The following is a 20,473-nucleotide window of genomic DNA, read 5'->3' on the forward strand; positions in this document are numbered from 1 at the left end:
CGGGCGCGACGCAGGGTCCGGCGCTGCCGGAACCGGCCGCGCGCCCCGGCGCAGGGCCGGACGAACCGGCCGCGCGCCCCGGCGCAGGGCCGGACGAACCGGCCGCGCGCACCGGCCCGGCGCGCACCGGCCCCAGGGCCGGACGAACCGGCTGCGAGCACCGGCCCGAGGGCCGGACGACAGGAGGAAACGGGTGCCGAGCGCCACCGCCGCCCGCACGGGCAGTGTGATCGAGACGACCGCGCTGACCAAGCGCTACGGCTCCCACACCGCCGTGGACCGGCTCGATCTCACCGTCCCGCGCGGCAGCGTCTTCGGCTTCCTCGGGCCCAACGGCTCCGGCAAGACCACCACCATCCGCATGCTGATGGGCCTGATCGAGCCGTCCTCCGGCCGGGCCAGGGTGCTCGGCCGGCCCATGCCCCGGGAGGGCCGTACGGTCCTGCCGCGCGTCGGCGCGCTCATCGAGGGACCCGCCCTCTACGGCTTCCTCTCCGGCCGCGACAACCTCCTCCGGTACGACGCCGCCGACCCGACGGCCGACCCGCGCACCCGTCGCGCCCGCGCCGCCGCCGCGCTGGACCGGGTCGGGCTGACCGCCGCCGCGGGCAAGAAGGCCAAGGCGTACTCGCTCGGCATGAAGCAGCGCCTGGGCCTCGCCACGGCGCTGCTCCAGCCGCGCGAGCTGCTCGTGCTCGACGAGCCGACGAACGGCCTCGACCCGCAGGGCATGCGGGAGATCCGCGCCCTGGTGCGGGAGCTGGCCTCCGACGGCACGACGGTCTTCCTCTCCTCACACCTGCTCGACGAGATCGAGCAGGTGTGCACGCACGCGGCGGTGATGGCGCAGGGCCGCCTGATCACCCAGGGGCCCGTCGCCGAGCTCGCCGCGGGCGCGCGCGGGCGGCTCGTCGTGACGACCCCGGACACCGGCGACGCGGCCCGGGTCCTGAAGGAGTTCGGCGTGGCGGACGTCGTCATCACGGAGGACCGGGTGACGGGCGAGCCACCGGGCACCGACCGCGACCTGGACCTCGCCGACGTCACCGCCGCACTGGTCGGCGCGGGCGTCCGCGTCCGCGGCTTCGGCGTCGAACGCGCCTCCCTGGAGGACGCGTTCGTGGCACTGACGGGGGAGGGTTTCGATGTCGCGGGCTGAGACGGAGAAGACGGACGCGAGCGCGTCCGCACCGGCGAACGGCACGGGAACGACGCCGGAGGCGGACCGGACGACTGGGGCCGCACCGGCAAACGGTACGGGGACAGCACCGGCAAACGGTACGGGGATGCCACCGAAGGCAGGCCGGGCGACCGGGGCCGGTGCGACGGCCGCCACCCAGGGAGATCGTCCGGGCGCGGGTCCGGGCGCAAGCCTGCCCGAGGGCTCGGGCGCGGGGACCGGCGGGAGCCCGGAAGCCGACGGGAGCGCGGGTGCCAATGGCAGCGCGGCGACCGACGGGAACACGACGACCGGCGGCAGCGCGACGACCGGCGGGAGCCCGAAAGCCAACGGCAGTGCGACGACCGGCGCAAGCTCGGCAACCGGCGGCAGCGCGACAACCGACGGGAACACGGTGACCGGCGGTACCGCGGCGAAGGGCGCCAGCGCGGCAACCGGCGGACCCGCCAGGCCCGGTGCAGGGGCCGCCCCGGGTGTAGCCCGGGGGGTGAGTCCGCTGTGGGCTCTCGGCCTGCTCCGCAGTGAGCTCGGCGTCACCTTCCGCCGCTGGCGCACCCTCGCCCTGCTCGCGGTCCTGGCCGCCGTGCCCGTCCTCGTGGGCATCGCGGTGAAGATCGAGACGAGCGACGGCGGCTCGGTCGGCGCGGGCGGCCCCGACGGCGAGGGCCCCGCGTTCATCGCCCAGGTCACCAACAACGGTCTGTTCCTGGTCTTCACGGCACTCGCGGCGACGCTGCCGTTCTTCCTGCCGATGGCCGTCGGCGTGGTCGCGGGCGACTCCATCGCGGGCGAGGCGAGCGCGGGCACGCTGCGCTACCTGCTGGTGGCGCCCGCGGGCCGCACCCGCCTGCTGCTCGCCAAGTACGCGACCACGCTGGCCTTCTGCGTGGTCGCGACCCTGGTCGTGGCGGCGTCGGCGCTCGCGGTCGGCGCCCTGCTCTTCCCGCTCGGCGAGGTCACGACGATCTCCGGGACGCGCATCAGCTTCGCCGAGGGGCTGCTGCGCGCGCTGCTGATCGCCCTCGTCGTCGCCGCCTCACTGATCGGCGTGGCCGCGCTCGGGCTCTTCGTGTCGACGCTGACGAGCAGCGGCATCGCCGCCATGGCCACGACCGTGGGCCTGCTCATCACCGTCCAGATCGTCGACCAGATCCCCCAGCTCCACGCCGTGCACCCGTATCTGTTCCCGCACTACTGGCTGTCCTTCGCCGACCTCATGCGCGACCCGGTCTACTGGGACGACCTGGTGAAGAACCTCGGACTGCAGGCGCTGTACGCGGGCGTGTTCGGCTCGGCGGCGTGGGCCCGGTTCGGGGCCAAGGACATCGCGAGCTGAGCGCCGCCGCTCACTCGGTGTCGTACGGGAAGCGCGCGAGCGGCGCCTCCTGGGCGAAGAACGTCTTGGCGCGGGCCAGCGCCTCGGCGTCGTCGAGCACCTGGCCGGGCCGGGTGCCGTTGCCGAGCAGGACGCCGCCGAAGCGCAGCGGGAAGTACGCGGCCGAGTAGCGCAGCGTGCCGATCAGCGGCTCGGCGACCTCCTCCTCGCGGTGCGCGAGCGCCGTGACGCCCCACAGGGTGCGCCCCTGCATGGCGTTCTTGAAGTCGAGCTCGGGGACCTCCAGCCAGGCGTCCCAGTAGTCGAGGTAGCGCTTGACCGTGGCCGAGACCGAGTACCAGTACAGCGGCGAGGCGATGACGATGTCCGTGGCGTCGAGGGTGGCGTCCAGGAGCAGCGCCTCGTTGTCGCCCTCGGGCCGGGGCCGGGCGCGGGCGTGGGACGCGTGGTGGCGCAGGTCCTCGAAGTCGGGCAGCGGGTGGTCGGCCAGGCGCAGCCAGCGCTGCTCGGCGTCGGCGGGCAGCTGCTCGGCGGCCTTGCGGGCCAGGATCTCGGTGTTGCCCTCCGGGCGCGCGCTGCCGAGGACGAACAGGAACTTCCGGGTCACGATTCCCCCTGGACGTGATGGCGTACGACGTGTGCGTGCGTGGGACGCACGCCTGCGATGCTTGCGCGTGCACTATATGCACGCGCAAGCATTGCCGTCCAGAGGTGACTCCGCGGGTGCGGGGCGGTGTTACTGCGACAGGCCCCAGACCGCGTACGCGATCGCGTCGCTGTTGCGGTCGAGCGCGGTGTTGTTGATGTTCGCCGTGGTGTCGCACGACGAGTGGTAGCAGCGGTCGAAGGCCTGACCGGCCGTGCCGCCCCACTTCTGGGCCTGGGCGGAGGTCTTGGTGCTGCTCGCGCCGGTGAAGACGCCGCCGACGGGGACGCCCGCGTTCTTGAACGGCGTGTGGTCGGAGCGGCCGTCGCCCTCGCGCTCCGGCTCGGTGCTGATGTTCAGGCCCGCGTAGTAGGTCTTGAAGGTCCGCTCGATGGTGGGGTCGTCGTCGTAGACGAAGTAGCCGGGGTTCGGCGAGCCGATCATGTCGAAGTTGAGGTAGCCCTTGATCTTCGAGCGCTCGGCGGCCGGCAGGTTGCGGACGTGGTACGAGGAGCCGACGAGGCCCAGCTCCTCCGCGCCCCACCAGGCGAACCGCAGGTGCTTGGTGGGCTTGTACTGCGTACGGGACACCGCGAGCGCGGTCTCCAGGACGGCGGCGGAGCCCGAGGCGTTGTCGTTGATGCCCGCGCCGCGGCTGACGCTGTCGAGGTGCGCGCCCGCCATGACGACCTGGTTCGGGTCACCGCCGGGCCAGTCGGCGATCAGGTTGTAACCCACCCGGCCGCTGGACGTGAACTGCTGCACGCTGGTGGTGAATCCGGCGGCGTCCAGCTTGCCCTTGATGTAGTCGAGCGAGGCCCGGTAGCCCGCGCTGCCGTGGGCGCGGTTGCCGCCGTTGGCCGAGGCGATGGACTGGAACTGCGAGAGGTGGGCCTTCACGTTGGCCACCGGGATGTCCGGGGCCGCCGCGCGCGTGGGCGCCGTGGTCCCGGCGGACGCGGTGGATATCGCGCTGGTCGTGAGCAGCCCGGCGACGGCGGCGACGGCCGCTGCCGCACTGCGTCCGGATACGGAGAGTCTCATGTGGGGGGCTCCGGCTTCCGTGAGGTGAGTCCCCGGTGGCTTCCGGGGATCGAATCCCGAGTTGAATGTCGAACTGAGCCTGGAGTGCCCGATGGTGGAGGCGTGTTGCGTTCACGTCAAGAGCGGGATTCGGACGCGTGGTTCCGCATTCCGTGCGCCGAAGTCTGTAGGCGGGCGGTTCGCCCGGGTGGTGCGTCCGGCCGTACGTACACCGCCCAGCCCCGCGCGTACGTGTCCGGGACCGGGACCCGGGTCCAGTCCCGCGCCCAGGCCGGTGGCGCGGCGCGGCGCAGGACCAGGGCGGAGGGCCGCTGGCCGTCCCCGCGGTAGGCGGGGGCGCAGCCGGCGACGTACGCGAGGGGGATGACGGACGTGTTGCCCCGCAGGACGCAGGGGGCGCGGACGCCGTGCTCGTGCAGGACGCCGGCGACCCGCTCCCAGTCGTGCCGCGCGGACTGCTGGATGTGGAAGTTGGAGGAGGTCAGCGGCAGCTGGACCGCCAGATGGCCCGCGAGGGCCAGCCCCAGGGCGCCGAACGCCGGTCCCCGCAGCCGCGCCCGGCGGGCCGCCCGCACCGCCGCGAGCACCCCCAGGGCGGCCGGCACGGCGAGCAGCGCGTGCGTCGGCAGCAGGAACCGCGGCGCGGTGTACGGCACGACGAACACGTACGGCAGCGCGACCGACACCCCGACGGCCACGGCGAGCCACCCCCCGGCGGACGCCCGCCGCGCCCCGCGCACCGCCCACAGCCCCAGCGGCACCAGGACGAGCAGCAGCAGCCACCACTCCAGGGCGAACGGCCGCACCCCGTCCCCGGCGCAGGGGCGGCACAGCAACGGCCCGTCGATCACCGTGAGCTGATGCAGCGCCGAGTCGGTCGGGCCGAGCCCGCCCTGGACCTCACTGGCGGCGGCGAGGCGTTCGCGTACGCCACCGAAGCGAACGTACGCCTCCACGGCCCAGGGCAGGAACCCCGCCGCGAAGCCGGCCAGCGCGGCGCCCGCGCGGGCGGCGGAGCGCCACAGCGGCACCAGCGCGGCGGTCACCAGGAGCGGCCCGGCGAGCGCGGCGCCGTCGTTGGGCCGCATCAGCGTGGCGAGGGCGAGGCCGCCCGCGACACCCGCGCAGGTGCGGACGGTGGGGCGGCGGTGCAGGAAGAGGCCGACGGCACCGGCGGCGCCCATGGCGGTGTAGTGGTTGGGCATCGCCGCGTTCGCGTAGAACAGCGCGATCCACAGGCTGCCGTACAGGCCGGCGGCCAGCGGCGCGACCTCGGGGCGGCCGGGCAGGGCGCGCAGCCAGGGGCGGAAGCCGAGATAGAGCGCGGCGGTGGCGAGCAGCGTCAGCCAGGCGCGCAGCAGCAGGACCGAGTCGCTCCAGGCGGCGACCGGCGTGAGGAGCAGCGGCACGCCCCGGGTGCGGGGCGCGCTGAAGGGCACGCCCGGCCCGGTCTCCGGTGCGTACGGGCCGAAGCGGCTCGCGTACACGATCTCGTCCCAGCCGAGCCGCAGACCGAGCGGGACGAGGACGAGGGAGACGAGGGCGAACAGCGCGCACACGGCGAACAGCAGCCGATGGGCGCGGTCTTCGCGGTCGCGACGCGGGGAGCGGCGCGCTTCCTGTTTGCTCAGTACCAGGGCCACCCGACAACCGTACGGAATACGGGCAATACGACGGCAGTATCTTTGTCGCCGGGCGTGGCCCGGAATCCGGCTCTTGCGCTTTTCGCCCCCGTTGTTCTCGGCGGGCGGCCCTGCCGGTCCCGGTGGGCGACCCCGCTGTTCTCAGCGGGTGGTGCCGAAGACCTCCTCGGCGAGTGCGGCGTACCCCTGGGCGGAGGCCTCGGCGGCGGGCCACGGGTACGCGAAGGCGCCGTCCAGGGCGAGGAAGGGCAGGTCGTCCGCGGTGGCGTAGGACATCAGCCAGGCCCGCATCCAGGGCGCCTCCGCGGCGGGCGTCGCGGCGCAGATCATGGCCTCGGCCGCCGTGTAGTCAGCGGCGCTGACGTGCCGGGTGATGACCGGGAACACGTCCCGCTCCTCCACGGCGATGTGCGGCACGAGCCGGGCGCGCAGGGCCGTGAGGGACTCGGCGAGGCGGCGGCCGTGCGGCACCGGGTCCTCGCCGAACAGCGTGGCCGCGGCGTCGCAGGTGTCCCGGAGTGGGGCGAGCGCCGCGTGGTCGTCGGTGAGCGCGGCGAGCCCGGCGATGCCCGCGGCGGCCGTGCCCGCGGTGACGTCCCCGTCCGCGAGGGCCTGCCCCACGGCGGCGGCGATCACCGGCCACAGGACGCGGTCCTCGCCCGCGTGGTGGTGCAGGACGGCGGCGGTGTAGCGGTGGACGTACGCGGCGATGGCACGGGCCCGCGCGGGCGCCACCGGGCGGCCGGACACGGCGATGCCGTCGGCCAGCGTGCTGAGGCGCTGGATGTCGCTGCGGAGCGCGCGGTGCGTGAGGCGGAGACCGGTGAGGTCGGGGGAGGGGGCCGGCGTGGGAGCCAGGGTGTCGGTCATGGAGGGACTCTTGACCGGAACGGTCCAAATACGGTCAACAATCGGTGAAAAGACGACTTCGCCGCGGTCGCGGGCCCTCCGGGCAAGGTCTCCGGCGGAGGACCTTCGGTCAAAGGGCCTGAGGCAAGGAGCCTGGGGCAAGGGGCCTGGGTCAAAGGCCTGCGGTCGAGCGGCACCGGTCACGGCCGCCGGTCAAAGCCTCCGGTCAGGGCCGCCGGTCAGGGCCTCCGGTCACGGCCTCCGGTCAGGGCCCGAAGCGCCGTCGGTAGGCCGTCGGGCTCAGGCCGGTCTCGCGCCGCAGCCGTGCCCGCAGGTTCGCGGCGGTCCCGAGGCCGCTGCGGCGCGCCACCACGTCGAGCCGCTCCTCGCCCCGCTCGATCAGCCGGCACGCCAGGGCGACGCGCTCCCCGCTGAGCCACGCCAGCGGCGTCGTACCGAGCTGCGCGCGGAAGCGCCGGTGCAGAGTGGCCGGGCTGACCGCGGCCCGCGCGGCGAGGCCCGCCACCGTGAGGGGCTCGTCGAGCCGCTCCTGCGCCCAGGCGAGCAGCGGCGCGAGCGACTCGTCGCGGACCTCGGGCACGGGCCGCTCCACGAACTGCCGCTGCCCGCCGTCCCGGTGGGCGGCGAAGACGAGCCGCCGCGACACGGACACGGCGACCTCCGCGCCGAAGTCGCGGCGCACGATGTGCAGCCCGAGGTCGAGCGCGGCGGCGCTGCCCGCGGCGGTGAGGACGTCGCCGTCGTCGACGAACAGCACGTCCGGTTCCAGCCGCACGGCCGGGAAGCGCGCCCGGAAGGCGTCCGCCCACTGCCAGTGGGCGGTGGCCCGGCGGCCGTCGAGCACCCCGGCCTCGGCGAGCGTGAACGCGCCGCTGCAGAACCCGACGAGCCGCGCCCCGCGCGCGTGCGCCCGCCGTACGGCGTCCAGGACGGCGGGGCGGCGCGGCACCTCGGTGTCCGGACGGTTCGGCACGATCAGGGTGTCCGCCCGGTCGGCGGCCTCGAGACCGGCCACCCCGGTGAGCGTGAAGAAGCCGTCCCGCATGACGGTGCGAGGCTCGGGCGCGCACAGCGTGAAGTCGTACAGCGCGGGCCGCTCCCGCCCGAGCTCGGGCCGCTGGAGGCCGAACACCTCGGTGACGCAGCCCAGTTCGAAGGGGTTGGAGTTCTCGTCGACGATGACGACGACGCGGTGCGGAGCGGCCCGTCCACCCGGCTGAGAGTTTTCTTGCGCCATATGCGATTTCTAGCACTCGTGGGGCGGTGCCGCCCCGGCCCACGATGAGGCCATGACCTCTCACACCCCCATCCACCGGCGGGAACCCCTCTCCCTGAGCACGGCCCTTGCCTCCTTCGACGCCGTGTGGAGCCCGCGCATCGTCGCCCACGTCAACGACTACGACGTCCGTGTCGCCAAGGCCGGGGGCGAGCACGTCTGGCACGTCCACGACGACACCGACGAGTTCTTCCTCGTCCTGGAGGGCGAGCTGGAGATCGCCCTGCGCGAGCCGTCCGGGGAGCGCACCGTCACCCTCCCCAAGGGCTCGGTCTTCGTCGTGCCGCGCGGCACGGAGCACAGGCCCGCCGCCCGCGAGGGCACCTCGCTCCTGCTCTTCGAGCCCACGGGCACGCTGTCGGTGGGGGACCGGCACGACGAGGTGCCCGACCACGTGGACGCGACGACGGGGCACGCCCTCCCGGCGTAACCGCGGCCCCTCCCGGCTCACTCCGCCCGGCTCATCCCGCCCGGCTCACCCCGCTCCCGCGACACCACCGGTCCCGTCCGTCCCCTCCGTCCCGTCCGCCCCGGCCGCCTCCCGCGCGTCGTACGCCGTCCGCGCCGCCGCGATCTCGCCCTGGTGCTCCTCGGTCCACGTCACCAGGGCCTGGATGGTGTGGTGCAGGGTGCCGCCGAGCGGGGTCAGCTCGTACTCGACGCGGGGCGGCACCACCGGGTGGACGGTGCGCAGCACGAGGCCGTCGCGCTCCAGCTGGCGCAGGGTGACGGTGAGCATGCGCTGGCTGATGCCGTCGATCTCCCGGCGCAGCTCCGTGAAGCGCAGCCGGCGCCGGTCGAGGAGCGCGATCACCAGGAGCGACCACTTGTCGGCGATCCGGTCGAGGATCTGCCGGACCTGGCAGTCCTCGCGCGTGTCCCACTGGAAGGGGTCGGCGTCGCCGTCGTCCACACCGCTCACGTACCCCGAACTCCCGGTGGCCACGGTGCCTTTGAGGTAACTGGGTGACTTCGAAGTGCCTTCTTCCATACCCCGTGATGCTGCCGCACGATTCCCATGGTTACAAGAAGGAACCAGCCGCCAGGCCGGTAACCGGCGGCGTGACCGGAGGAGTCACCATGGGCGCCCGCGCCTGGGCACTGCTGCTCGTCCTCTGCGGAACCACCTTCCTGGAGGGCGCCGACATCGCGATGCTCGCGATCGCGATCCCCACGATCCGCTCCGACCTGGGCCTGTCCACGGGCACGGCGGCATGGGTGATCAGCGCCTACGTCCTCGGCTACGCGGGCTTCACCCTGCTGGGCGGGCGCGCCGCCGACCTCCTCGGCCGACGGCGGATGTTCCTCGTCTGGCTCGGCGTCTTCCTGGCCTTCTCCGGCCTCGGCGGCCTCGCCACCGAGGGCTGGATGCTGATCGTGGCGCGGTTCGTGACCGGTGTGGCCGCCGCGTTCATGACGCCCGCGGCGATGTCCGTCATCACGACCTCGTACGCGGAGGGCCCCGAGCGCAACAAGGCGCTGCTGGTCTTCGCGGGCACCTCGGCGGGCGGCTTCTCGCTCGGCCTCGTCATCGGGGGACTGCTCACCGAACTCGGCTGGCGCTGGGTGTTCTTCGCCCCGGTCATCCTCACCGCCGTGATCCTGGCCGCCGCCGTCCGGCTCGTGCCGGGCGCGGACGCGCCCACCGCGAAGGCCTGGGCGACCCTGCGCTCCGGCGGCTTCGACCTGCCCGGCGCGGTCGCGGTGGCGGGCGCGATGCTGCTGCTCGCCTTCGGCGTCGTACGGCTCGAACACGGTCTGGACGGCTGGCCGGTGACGCTCGGCGTGGTCCTCGCCGGGCTGCTGCTCGGCGCGGCGTTCGTCGGCGTGGAGCGCCGCGCGGCCGCCCCGCTCGTCCGCCTGGGGATCTTCCGTACGGGCTCGGTGGTGCGGGCCGGGCTCGGCGCGCTCCTCTACCTCGGCTCCTTCATGGGCTTCCAGTTCGTCATCACGCTCTACCTGCAGGAGCTGCGCGGCTGGTCGTCCTGGCAGACGGCGCTCGCCCTCGTGGTGATGGGCTGCGACGTGGTGCTCGCGCCGACGCTCACGCCCCGCCTGGTGCAGCGCCACGGCCACGCCCGGGTGATCCTCGGCGGCTTCCTGCTCGCGCTCCTGGCGTACGCGCTGTTCCTGCCGGTCGGCATGGACTGGACGTACGCGGCGATGTTCCCGACGCTCTTCCTGGTGGGCGCCGGTTTCGCCCTCGCGTACGGGCCGCTGCTGATCGCCGCGACGGAGGGCGTCGCCGCGCACGAGCAGGGCCTCGCGGGCGGCATCCTGCACACGTCCACGCAGTTCGGCGCGGCGATCGGGGTCTCTGCGGTGACGGCGGTCCACGGGCTCGCCTCCCCCGGGGCCGGCGAGGCGGCCGGGAGCGGACAGGCGCTCGACGCCTTCCGTACGGCGCTCGCGGTGCCGGTCGCGCTGGCCGCCGTGGGCGTGGCCGTCGCGCTCGCCGGGGCGCTGCGCGGGCCGCGGGGGCCGCGCGGGCCGCGGGGGCCCCGCCCGGGTCAGCCCGCGGCCCTGAGCGACGCGTCGGCGCCCGCCCTGCCCGCCACCACCGACGCACGGTAGCCGCTGGGCGTCACCCCGCGGATCCGCTTGAAGGCGTCGCTGAACCCGAACCCGTCCGCGTACCCCACCCGCCCCGCCACGGCCGCGACCGTCGCGCCCGGCTCGGTCAGCAGCTCCGCGGCCAGCGTCATCCGCCACTCGGTGAGGTACGCCATGGGCGGCCGCCCCACGAGGTCGGCGAAGCGCCGCGCGAAGGCCGCGCGCGACACCTGGGCGCGCGCGGCCAGCGACGCCACCGTCCAGGCCCGGCCCGGCTCCTCGTGCATCGCGCACAGGGCCGGGCCCACCACGTCGTCGCCGAGCGCCCGGTACCAGGCCGGCGGCCGCGCCTCCGGCAGGTCGAACCACTCGCGCAGGGTGCAGGCGAGCAGCCAGTCGAGCATCCGGTCCATCACGTACTGGCGCCCGGGCCGGTCGGCGGCCACCTCCTCGGCGATCAGGTCGACGATCGCCAGGCACTCCGGTCCGCCCGGCACGGCGAGCAGCGGCGGCAGCGCGCCGAGCAGCCGCCGCCCGCCGCTCCCCTCCCCCTGGTAGGCGCCGGTGACCAGCTCGGTCTCGCCCCCGTCACCGGCGGCGAGGCCGTACGGGACCGACGTGCACACGGCGGCGTGCCCCGGCCGCAGGGTGCGCACCTCGTCGAGCGCGGTGACGCGCGCCTCCCCGCGCACCACCATGACCAGCGTCAGCGCGGCGGGCCGCACGGGCTCCCGCGTCCCGCGCAGGACCGTACGACCGAACAGCGCGCCGTCCGCGCGGATGCCGCGCAGCAGATCCCCCAGAGCGTCCATGCGGACCACCGTAGACGGCCCGCGACCAGGCGGCGGCGGGCGCCTGCGCGGGGTGAGACGGACGCCTATGGGGCCGAGACGGGCGCCCATGTCCCCGCGTCCCGCGGGGAGGTTGGCTGGCCGCATGACGAACACGACCTCCACCAGTACCCCCGCCCGCCCCGGCCTCGTTCTCGTGCTCGGCGCCACCGGCAAGACCGGGCGCCGGATCGTGCCCCGGCTCCGCGCGGCGGGCCACGAGGTGCGGGCCGCGTCCCGGTCCGCCGACACCTTCTTCGACTGGAACGAACGCTCTACCTGGGCCCCGGCGCTGTCCGGCGTCTCCGCCCTCTACCTCGTGGCACCGGACGACCCCGACCCCGTCACCGACTTCGTGGCCGAGGCCGCGGCGGCCGGGGTGCGCCGCTTCGTGGTCCTGTCCGGGCGCGGCGTCGACGTGTCCGGCGAGTCCTTCCTGCCGGGCATGGCCCGGGCGGAGGCGGCCGTGCGGAAGGCGGGCGTCGACTGGACGGTGATCCGCGCCAACAACTTCGCGCAGAACTTCGACGAGGACTACGCCCACGCGCCGCTCCTCGCGGGCCGCCTCGCCCTGCCGGTCGGCGACGTGGCCGAGCCGTTCATCGACGTCGAGGACCTCGCGGACGTCGCGGTCGCGCTGCTCACCGAGGACGGCCACACGCACCGCGTCTACGAGCTCTCGGGCCCGCGCGCCCTCACCTACGCCGAGGCGGTCGCGGAGATCGCGGCGGCGTCCGGCCGCCCGATGCGCTTCGAGGCGGTCACGGCGGAGCAGTTCCTGGCGGAGACCGTCACGGCGGGCGTCCCCGAGCCGCTGGCCCGCGAGCTGACCGCCGTCTTCACGTTCACCGCCGAGGGCCACCTCTCGCCGCTGACCACGGGCGTACGGGACGTCCTGGGCCGCGAGCCGCGGGACTTCACGGAGTACGTGAGGGAGGCCGCGGCGCGGGGTGCGTGGGAACCGGCTCCGTCCGGCGCCTGAGACCGGAGGGCGCGGTGCCGGCGGCGGGGACCCGGTACGCCGCCGCCCTGCGCCGCGCGAAGCGGAACGCGTCGAAGGTCAGCAGGGCGAGCGCCAGCCACACCAGGGCGAACCCGGCCCACCGCTCGGCGGGCATCGCCTCGTGGAAGTACAGGATGCCGAGCAGGAACTGGAACACCGGCGCCAGGTACTGCAGCAGCCCCAGCGTGGACAGCGGCACCCGGATCGCGGCGGCGCCGAAGCAGACCAGCGGCGCCGCCGTCACCACGCCGGTCGCGGCGAGCAGCGCGGCGTGGCCCGCACCCTCGGTGCCGAACACCAGGTCGCCCCGCGTGCCGAGCCACACCAGATAGACGATCGCGGGCAGGAACTGCACGGCGGTCTCGGCGGCCAGCGACTCCAGACCGCCCAGGTTCACCTTCTTCTTGACCAGGCCGTACGCCGCGAAGGTGAAGGCCAGGCAGAGCGAGATCCACGGCGGGCGGCCGTAGCCGAAGGCGAGCACGAGGACGGCGGCGAGGCCGACGCCGACGGCGACCCACTGCACCGGCCGCAGCCGCTCACCGAGCAGCAGGACGCCGATGGCGATGGTGACCAGGGGGTTGATGAAGTAGCCGAGGGAGGCCTCGACGACGTGGCCGGAGTTCACCGCCCAGATGTAGATGCCCCAGTTCATCGTGATGACGCTGGCGGCGACGGCCACGAGGCCCAGCCTGCGCGGCTGGCGCAGCAGCTCCTTGGCCCAGGCCCAGCGGCGGACGCACAGCAGCGCGACCGCGACGACCACGAGGGACCAGGCCATCCGGTGGGCCAGGATCTCGCCCGCGCCCGCGGGCTTGAGCAGCGGCCAGAAGAGGGGCACGAGGCCCCACATGCCGTAGGCGGCGATGCCGTTCAGGAGGCCTGTGCGGGCTTCCCCCTTCGCCTGCGCAGGTCCCACGACTCCTCCTTCACCCGGCAGCCCCGCGCCGCCCCCCAGACGGTAACGCCCGCCCCGTCACCGTGTCATGTGTGTTTCGCCATACGGTCATGACGCTGCGCGCGGTGCCTTCGGCACACGACGAGGCCCGGCCCCGCGGAAGCGGGGCCGGGCCTCGTGTCGTCCCGTACGGAGGGAAGCGGCGGGCTAGCCGACGACCGTCCAGGTGTCGCCCCCGGCGAGCAGCGCCGCCAGGTCACCCTTGCCGTGCTGCTCGATCGCCGCGTCGAGCTGCTCGGCCATGAGCGTGTCGTACACCGGCCGCTCCACGTTCCGGAACACCCCGATCGGCGTGTGGTGCAGCGTGTCCGGGTCGGCGAGCCGGGAGAGCGCGAACGCCGTCGTCGGCGAGGCGGCGCGCGCGTCGTGGACGAGGATGTCGCCCTCGTTCTCCGGCGTCACGGCGACGACCTTGAGGTCACCGGTGGCCGCGTCCCGCACCACGCCCTTGGAGCCGTCCGCGCCGAAGCGGATCGGCGCCCCGTGCTCGAGGCGGATCACCGCCTCCTCGGCCTGCTGCTTGTCCTTGAGGACCTCGAAGGCGCCGTCGTTGAAGATGTTGCAGTTCTGGTAGATCTCCACCAGGGCCGTGCCGGGGTGGTCGGCGGCCTGGCGCAGCACCTCCGTGAGGTGCTTGCGGTCGGAGTCGACCGTACGGGCCACGAAGGAGGCCTCGGCGCCGATCGCGAGGGACACCGGGTTGAAGGGCGCGTCGAGCGACCCCATCGGCGTCGACTTCGTGATCTTGCCGACCTCGGAGGTGGGGGAGTACTGGCCCTTGGTGAGGCCGTAGATCCGGTTGTTGAACAGCAGGATCTTCAGGTTCACGTTGCGCCGCAGCGCGTGGATCAGGTGGTTGCCGCCGATCGACAGGGCGTCGCCGTCACCGGTGACCACCCACACGCTCAGGTCCCGGCGCGAGGAGGCCAGGCCGGTGGCGATGGCCGGGGCGCGGCCGTGGATGGAGTGCATCCCGTAGGTGTTCATGTAATACGGGAAGCGGGACGAGCAGCCGATGCCGGAGACGAAGACGATGTTCTCCTTGGCCAGGCCGAGCTCGGGCATGAACCCCTGCACGGCCGCCAGCACCGCGTAGTCACCGCAGCCGGGGCACCAGCGCACTTCCTGGTCGGACTTGAAGTCCTTCATGGACTGCTTGGCCTCGGCCTTGGGCACGAGCTTCAGAAGCGTCTCGGAGCCGGTGGGCCCCGCGAGCGTGGTGTCAGCCATCGATGGCCTCCTTGAGAGCCGTGGCGAGCTGCTCGGCCTTGAACGGCATTCCGTTGACCTGGTTGTACGAGACCGCGTCCACGAGGTACTTGGCGCGGATCAGCGTGGCGAGCTGGCCGAGGTTCATCTCGGGGACCACCACCTTGTCGTAACGCTTCAGGACCTCGCCCAGGTTCCGCGGGAACGGGTTGAGGTGGCGCAGATGGGCCTGCGCGACGCTCTCCCCGGCGGCGCGCAGCCGGCGCACGGCGGCCGTGATCGGCCCGTACGTGGAGCCCCAGCCGAGCACGAGCACCCGGGCGTCGCCGCGCGCGTCGTCGACCTCCAGCTCCGGCACCTCGATGCCATCGACCTTGGCCTGGCGGGTGCGGACCATGAAGTCGTGGTTGGCCGGGTCGTACGAGATGTTGCCCGTGCCGTCCTGCTTCTCGATGCCGCCGATGCGGTGCTCCAGGCCCGGCGTGCCCGGCACGGCCCACGGCCGGGCGAGGGTCGCCGGGTCGCGCAGGTAGGGCCAGAAGACCTCCGTGCCGTCCTCCAGCGTGTGGTTCGGCCCGGAGGCGAACTGCACCCGCAGGTCCGGCAGCTCGTCCGGCTCCGGGATGCGCCACGGCTCGGAGCCGTTGGCCAGGTAGCCGTCGCTCAGCAGGAAGACCGGCGTCCGGTACGTCAGCGCGATCCGGGCCGCCTCCAGGGAGGCGTCGAAGCAGTCCGCCGGGGTGCGCGGCGCGACCACCGGGACCGGCGCCTCGCCGTTGCGGCCGTACATCGCCTGGAGCAGGTCGGCCTGCTCGGTCTTGGTCGGCAGGCCGGTGGAGGGCCCGCCGCGCTGGATGTCCACGATGAGGAGCGGCAGCTCCAGGCTCACCGCGAGGCCGATGGTCTCCGACTTCAGCGCCACGCCGGGGCCCGAGGTCGTGGTCACCGCGAGCGAGCCGCCGAAGGCCGCGCCGAGCGCGGCGCCGATGCCCGCGATCTCGTCCTCGGCCTGGAAGGTGCGCACGCCGAAGTTCTTGTGCTTGCTCAGCTCGTGCAGGATGTCCGACGCCGGAGTGATCGGGTACGAACCCAGGTACAGCGGCAGGTCCGCCTGGCGGGAGGCGGCGATCAGGCCGTACGACAGGGCGAGGTTGCCGGAGATGTTCCGGTACGTACCGGTCGGGAAGGCCGTCGCCGCCGGTGCCACCTCGTACGAGACGGCGAAGTCCTCGGTGGTCTCCCCGAAGTTCCAGCCCGCGCGGAACGCGGCGATGTTCGCCTCCGCGATGTCCGGCTTCTTGGCGAACTTCTGCCGCAGGAACCGCTCCGTGCCCTCCGTGGGCCGGTGGTACATCCACGAGAGCAGCCCGAGCGCGAACATGTTCTTGGACCGGCCGGCGTCCTTGCGGGACAGCTCGAAGTCCTTCAGCGCCTCGACCGTCAGCGTGGTCAGCGGGACCGGGTGCACCTGGAAGCCGTCGAGCGAGCCGTCCTCCAGCGGCGAGGTCTCGTACCCCACCTTCTGCATGGCGCGCTTGGTGAACTCGTCCGTGTTCACGATCACCTCGGCGCCGCGCGGCACGTCGCCGATGTTCGCCTTCAGCGCGGCCGGGTTCATCGCGACGAGGACGTTCGGCGCGTCGCCGGGCGTCAGGATGTCGTGGTCGGCGAAGTGGAGCTGGAAGCTGGAGACGCCCGGCAGCGTCCCGGCGGGCGCGCGGATCTCGGCGGGGAAGTTCGGCAGCGTCGACAGGTCGTTGCCGAAGGACGCCGTCTCGGAGGTGAACCGGTCACCGGTGAGCTGCATACCGTCGCCGGAGTCACCCGCGAATCGAATGATCACCCGGTCGAGACGGCGCACGTCTTTCGCACCCGCAGGCTTGCGCTGCTCGCCGACAACGGTCTCGTCGGCCTGCTCGGCCGGGCTACTGACCTGGCTGGTCACTGAACTGGACCTCCCTCGAGGCGGCTGTGCGGGCACGGCAGGCCGCCCTGCCTTCCCATCGCCCACCCTACGTCGGTAAGGGTTGCCTTTATCAGGCAGCTCGCATGGTGGACGTCCTTTTGAGACAGCTTCCTGCCCTGATTCATCACGATCTGCCACGCCCCCCGGCCTCTCATCGACTCCCTCTCCGCTCGTCCTTTGGTTCTAGGACGCGGGAACTAGGCCCGCGTCGTCCTGTCGCCGGGGGTGTCCCGTTGCCGAGACGTCCCCGCCCTGGTCGGAGTACCTCATCCGGCACCCCTGACACGGTGTCAAGGGAAGAGGGAGGGGGCCTTGAATCCGGATGGAATCGCAGCGGATGCCGCGGATGCCGCGGAGGCAGCGCACGCAGCGGATGTCGCGGAATCAGGAATTCAGATACGTGAGCACGGCGAGTACCCGCCGATGATCGCCGTCACTCGGGGAAAGCCCGAGCTTCAGGAAGATATTGCTCACATGCTTTTCCACGGCTCCGTCGCTCACGACGAGCTGCCGCGCGATCGCCGAGTTGGTCCGCCCCTCGGCCATCAGCCCCAGGACCTCGCGCTCGCGCGGCGTGAGCCCCGCGAGCACGTCCTGCTTGCGGCTGCGGCCGAGCAACTGCGCCACGACCTCCGGGTCGAGCGCGGTGCCGCCCCGCGCGACGCGCACCACGGCGTCCACGAACTCCCGGACCTCCGCGACCCGGTCCTTCAGCAGGTACCCCACACCCCGGCTGGACCCGGCGAGCAGCTCCGTCGCGTACTGCTCCTCCACGTACTGGGACAGCACGAGCACCCCGAGCCCCGGGTGCCGCTGGCGCAGCTTCACGGCCGCGCGCACCCCTTCGTCGGTGTGCGTCGGCGGCATCCGCACGTCCGCGACCACGACGTCCGGCAGCTCGTCCAGGGCCGCGAGTTCGGTGACCGTCTTGATCAACGCCTCCGCGTCCCCGACCCCCGCGACGACCTCGTGCCCGCGGTCGGTCAGCAGCCGGGTCAGCCCCTCCCTGAGCAGCACTGAATCCTCGGCGATGACCACCCGCACCTTGTCCTCCACGATGTTCCGTCCCCCAGTGCCTGTCCCCACCCCATTGACAGACACCAGCATCCCAGCATCCGGATGCCTGCGGGACCGACTTGCCGCCGCGTGTGGAAGCACACCGGACGGCCGAGGACCCGCCCGACGGACGGAGGCTTCACCGCGCGGAGGCTTCACCGGGCGGGTGGCGGTCGGTTGGACGGGGGCGGTTGGTTGGACGGGGTGGTTGGTTGGACGGGGAGGCTCGCCGCCGGGCCTGCGGCGGTTCACCGGGGCGGCGGACGATCGCCGGGGCGGCGGAGGTCTGGGCGCGGCGCGGAGGCCTGGGCGCGGCGCGGTGGGCGGGAGCGGGGTCCGTCGGAGGGGGAGGCGGGGCCCGCGGGGGGCGGGGCCCGCAGGGATGCGGGGCCGGGGAGGAGGAGGCGGGCCCCGCCTTAGGAAAGGGCGGGGCCCGTCGGGGAAGGGGTGGTTCCGGTTTGCGAGGGGCCTTGCCCGGGGCGGCAGAGGGAGTCTGCGCCTGGTGCGCCTGGTGCGCCGGGTAAGGAGCGCCCCGCGCGCGGGCGCGGGGAACCGCGGGCCGGGGCCCGCGCGGCTCAGCCCCGCCAGGGCAGCTCCGCCGTCACCGTGGTCGGCCCGCCGACCGGGGACTCCACCACGAGGATCCCGTCCACCGCGTCCAGTCGCTCGGCCAGCCCCGCGAGCCCCGACCCGGCCGTCACGTCCGCGCCGCCCTGCCCGTCGTCGAGGACCTGGAGCATCAGCCGGTCCTCGACCCGCCACACGTCCACCGAGGCCCGCGCGGCCCCGCTGTGCTTGCTGATGTTCTGCAGCAGCTCGGAGACGGTGAAGTACGCGATGCCCTCGATCGCCGCCGCGGGCCGCGAGGGCAGGTCCACCTCCACCTCCACCGGCACCGTGCACCGCGCGGCGAGCGCGGACAGCGCCGCGTCCAGCCCCCGGTCGGTGAGGACGGCGGGGTGGATGCCGCGCGCTAGGTCCCGCAGCTCCTGGAGCGCCACCTTCACCTCGCCGTGCGCCTCGTCCACCATCCGGGCGGCCGCCTGCGGATCCTCCGCCAGCTTCTCCTTCGCGAGCCCCAGGTCCATGGCGAGGGCGACGAGCCGGGCCTGGGCGCCGTCGTGCAGGTCGCGCTCGATGCGCCGCAGGTCCGCCGCGGCCGTGTCCACGACCACGCCCCGGTCCGACTCCAGCTCCACGACGCGGGACACCAGGCGCGACGGCCCGAGCAGCCCGAAGACCATGACGCGGTCGACCGTGGTCAGAGCGCGGATGATCCAGGGCGTGCCCAGGGTCACGAGCAGGCCGGTGGCCGAGGTGAGCCCGATCTCGAAGGGGTTGTCCAGGTAGAAGCGGTGCGAGTCGTCACCGTAGAGCTGCATGCCGCCCTGGCCGCCGTAGACGGGGAAGAGCCAGAACCACAGCGGGTACGTGAGCATCGCCCAGCCGTACGTCCAGAAGACCACCGCCACCGTGAAGGAGAAGATCGCCCACGGCATGTGCAGCACGGCGTACACCACGTGGCGCCAGGAGACGCCGCTCTTGAGGACGGCGCCCATCCAGGCCAGCGGCCCGCTGTCACGCGCCCGCAGGGGGTGCGGGTCCTGCACGTCCACCCCGAGCAGCGCCCGCGCCCGCACCCGCTCCAGCGCGCCGAAGCCGCGGCAGGCGGTGAGGCCCAGGGCCAGGATGGGGATGCCGATGAACGTGACCAGCAGACCCGCGCCGACGGCGAGCATCGTCACGGCGAAGGTGAAGGCGACGATGCTGATCGGCAGGGAGAGCAGCACGTACACGAACTCCCGCAGCGTGCGTCCCTCGACGGGCGCCCGCAGCCAGACCGGGAGCCGGTTCCGCCGCTCGGCCGCCGTGTCGTCCCCGTACCCTCCGGACCAGCGGTCCCCGAGGTCGCTCCTCATGACGCGTCCGTACCCCTGTCCGTAGTCCGTGGCCATCAGTGCCGTCCGTTTCCGCTCGTCCCGCTCGGGCCCCGGCCTCCGTGACCGGCGCGGTCCACCGCTTGTCGTACACCCAGCGTGCGCTCCGGAGCGTGCGCCGGACCATGCGGTACGTCGGCGTCTTGGGCCGGGGGTTTTCCCTACCCTTCCGGGGGACGTGGCCCCCGCCGCCGGACGTCCGCCCCACGCCCGCCACTCCGCCCGCCGGACCCGAGCCGCGCCGTGGCGACGACCAGGCCGACGAGGCGAGCCTGGGGCGAGCGAGGGCAGGCCGGGCTGTGGCGACACCCCGGTCGGCCCCGGCGGTGACTCCGCTACTCCGCCCGGTCCCGCCACGGCAGCTCCGCCGTGATCGTCGTCGGCCCGCCCTCCGGCGAGTCGATGATGAACAGGCCGTCGACCGCCCCGAGCCGCTCGGACAGGCCCGCCATGCCGGTGCCGCCCTCCAGGCTCGCCCCGCCGCGCCCGTCGTCCCACACCTGTATGAGCAGCCGCTGGTCGGAACGCCACACCTCGACGCTCGCCGAGCGCGCCCCGCTGTGCTTGGAGACGTTCTGCAGCAGCTCGGAGACGGTGAAGTACGCGATGCCCTCGATCGCGGCCGCCGGGCGCGTGGTCAGGTCCGCCGTCACCTTCACCGGCACCGTGCACCGCGCGGCCACCGACGACAGGGCCGGGCCGAGGCCGCGGTCGGTGAGGACGGCGGGGTGGATGCCGCGCGCGAGGTCCCGCAGCTCCTGGAGGGCGAGCTTCACCTCGCCGTGCGCCTCGTCGACCATCGCCGCCGCCGCGTCCGGGTCCTCCAGAAGCTTCTCCTTCGCGAGGCCGAGCCCCATGGCGAGGGCGACGAGCCGGGCCTGGGCGCCGTCGTGCAGGTCGCGCTCGATGCGCCGCAGGTCCGCCGCGGCCGTGTCCACGACCACGCCCCGGTCCGACTCCAGCTCC

The 20,473-nt window shown here is 73.7% G+C and carries 18 protein-coding genes; 5 read left to right on the forward strand and 13 right to left on the reverse strand.

The genetic code is table 11. The features are described from left to right. The first annotated feature begins 193 nt into the window (after positions 1-193). Entirely contained in the window at positions 194-1,159 is a 966-nt protein-coding gene (locus QK440_RS37420) for an ABC transporter ATP-binding protein (protein ID WP_282797730.1), read from the forward strand. A 508-nt stretch (positions 1,160-1,667) separates the two neighbouring features. After that, a complete protein-coding gene (locus QK440_RS37425; protein ID WP_282797731.1) occupies positions 1,668-2,516 on the forward strand; it encodes an ABC transporter permease in 849 nt (282 codons plus the stop codon). Between the two features lie 10 nt (positions 2,517-2,526). Here QK440_RS37425 and QK440_RS37430 read toward each other — a convergent pair whose 3' ends face one another. The 5 genes from QK440_RS37430 to QK440_RS37450 form a co-directional block, all read right to left on the reverse strand. Then, positions 2,527-3,123: an NAD(P)H-dependent oxidoreductase gene (locus QK440_RS37430; RefSeq protein ID WP_282797732.1), complete on the reverse strand. Its 597-nt coding sequence runs from the start codon at positions 3,121-3,123 to the stop codon at positions 2,527-2,529. Positions 3,124-3,252: 129 nt separating this feature from the next. Further along, positions 3,253-4,206, reverse strand: a complete 954-nt coding sequence (locus tag QK440_RS37435; protein WP_282797733.1) for a M28 family metallopeptidase — start codon at positions 4,204-4,206, stop codon at positions 3,253-3,255. A gap of 116 nt (positions 4,207-4,322) precedes the next feature. Next, positions 4,323-5,849, reverse strand: a complete 1,527-nt coding sequence (locus QK440_RS37440) for a hypothetical protein (RefSeq protein ID WP_282797734.1) — start codon at positions 5,847-5,849, stop codon at positions 4,323-4,325. 141 nt (positions 5,850-5,990) lie between these two features. Continuing rightward, positions 5,991-6,719: a hemerythrin domain-containing protein gene (locus QK440_RS37445; RefSeq protein WP_282797735.1), complete on the reverse strand. Its 729-nt coding sequence runs from the start codon at positions 6,717-6,719 to the stop codon at positions 5,991-5,993. 244 nt (positions 6,720-6,963) lie between these two features. After that, on the reverse strand, positions 6,964-7,956 hold the full coding sequence (locus QK440_RS37450; RefSeq protein WP_282797736.1) for a helix-turn-helix domain-containing protein: 993 nt from the start codon (positions 7,954-7,956) through the stop codon (positions 6,964-6,966). 52 nt (positions 7,957-8,008) lie between these two features. Here QK440_RS37450 and QK440_RS37455 point away from each other — a divergent pair, with 52 nt between their 5' ends. Further along, positions 8,009-8,425, forward strand: coding sequence for a cupin domain-containing protein (locus QK440_RS37455; protein WP_282797737.1), 417 nt, complete (start codon positions 8,009-8,011; stop codon positions 8,423-8,425). A gap of 45 nt (positions 8,426-8,470) precedes the next feature. Here QK440_RS37455 and QK440_RS37460 read toward each other — a convergent pair whose 3' ends face one another. Beyond that, positions 8,471-8,986 (reverse strand): helix-turn-helix domain-containing protein, encoded by a 516-nt coding sequence (locus QK440_RS37460; RefSeq protein WP_282797738.1) that lies wholly within the window; start codon positions 8,984-8,986, stop codon positions 8,471-8,473. Between the two features lie 89 nt (positions 8,987-9,075). Between QK440_RS37460 and QK440_RS37465 the strand changes: the two genes are divergently transcribed. Then, a complete protein-coding gene (locus QK440_RS37465) occupies positions 9,076-10,569 on the forward strand; it encodes an MFS transporter (protein WP_282797739.1) in 1,494 nt (497 codons plus the stop codon). Here QK440_RS37465 and QK440_RS37470 read toward each other — a convergent pair. Then, positions 10,506-11,360, reverse strand: coding sequence for an AraC family transcriptional regulator (locus tag QK440_RS37470; protein ID WP_282797740.1), 855 nt, complete (start codon positions 11,358-11,360; stop codon positions 10,506-10,508). The two genes, QK440_RS37465 and QK440_RS37470, sit on opposite strands and share 64 nt — an antisense overlap. 124 nt (positions 11,361-11,484) lie before the next feature. Between QK440_RS37470 and QK440_RS37475 the strand changes: the two genes are divergently transcribed. Next, positions 11,485-12,360 carry an NAD(P)H-binding protein gene (locus QK440_RS37475; RefSeq protein ID WP_282797741.1) on the forward strand — a complete coding sequence of 292 codons (876 nt, stop codon included), beginning with the start codon at positions 11,485-11,487 and terminating at the stop codon, positions 12,358-12,360. On the opposite strand, the gene rarD is transcribed toward QK440_RS37475, so the two are convergent. From rarD to QK440_RS37505, 6 genes are all read right to left on the reverse strand, one after another. Continuing rightward, positions 12,296-13,234 carry an EamA family transporter RarD gene (rarD, locus tag QK440_RS37480; RefSeq protein ID WP_282797747.1) on the reverse strand — a complete coding sequence of 313 codons (939 nt, stop codon included), beginning with the start codon at positions 13,232-13,234 and terminating at the stop codon, positions 12,296-12,298. The genes QK440_RS37475 and rarD overlap by 65 nt on opposite strands. 252 nt (positions 13,235-13,486) lie before the next feature. Next, positions 13,487-14,569 (reverse strand): 2-oxoacid:ferredoxin oxidoreductase subunit beta, encoded by a 1,083-nt coding sequence (locus QK440_RS37485; RefSeq protein WP_282797742.1) that lies wholly within the window; start codon positions 14,567-14,569, stop codon positions 13,487-13,489. After that, a complete protein-coding gene (locus QK440_RS37490; protein WP_282797743.1) occupies positions 14,562-16,493 on the reverse strand; it encodes a 2-oxoacid:acceptor oxidoreductase subunit alpha in 1,932 nt (643 codons plus the stop codon). Before QK440_RS37490 ends, QK440_RS37485 begins: the two co-directional genes overlap by 8 nt. Positions 16,494-16,898: 405 nt before the next feature. Next, positions 16,899-17,570 carry a response regulator transcription factor gene (locus QK440_RS37495; protein WP_282797744.1) on the reverse strand — a complete coding sequence of 224 codons (672 nt, stop codon included), beginning with the start codon at positions 17,568-17,570 and terminating at the stop codon, positions 16,899-16,901. Positions 17,571-18,145: 575 nt separating this feature from the next. After that, positions 18,146-19,489: a sensor histidine kinase gene (locus tag QK440_RS37500; protein WP_282797745.1), complete on the reverse strand. Its 1,344-nt coding sequence runs from the start codon at positions 19,487-19,489 to the stop codon at positions 18,146-18,148. 353 nt (positions 19,490-19,842) lie between these two features. After that, on the reverse strand, positions 19,843-20,473 hold a 631-nt coding region (locus QK440_RS37505), incomplete at its 5' end, for a histidine kinase (protein ID WP_282797746.1).

This window comes from Streptomyces sp. CC224B (assembly GCF_030010595.1).
In the GTDB taxonomy this organism is placed as follows: domain Bacteria; phylum Actinomycetota; class Actinomycetes; order Streptomycetales; family Streptomycetaceae; genus Streptomyces; species Streptomyces longispororuber.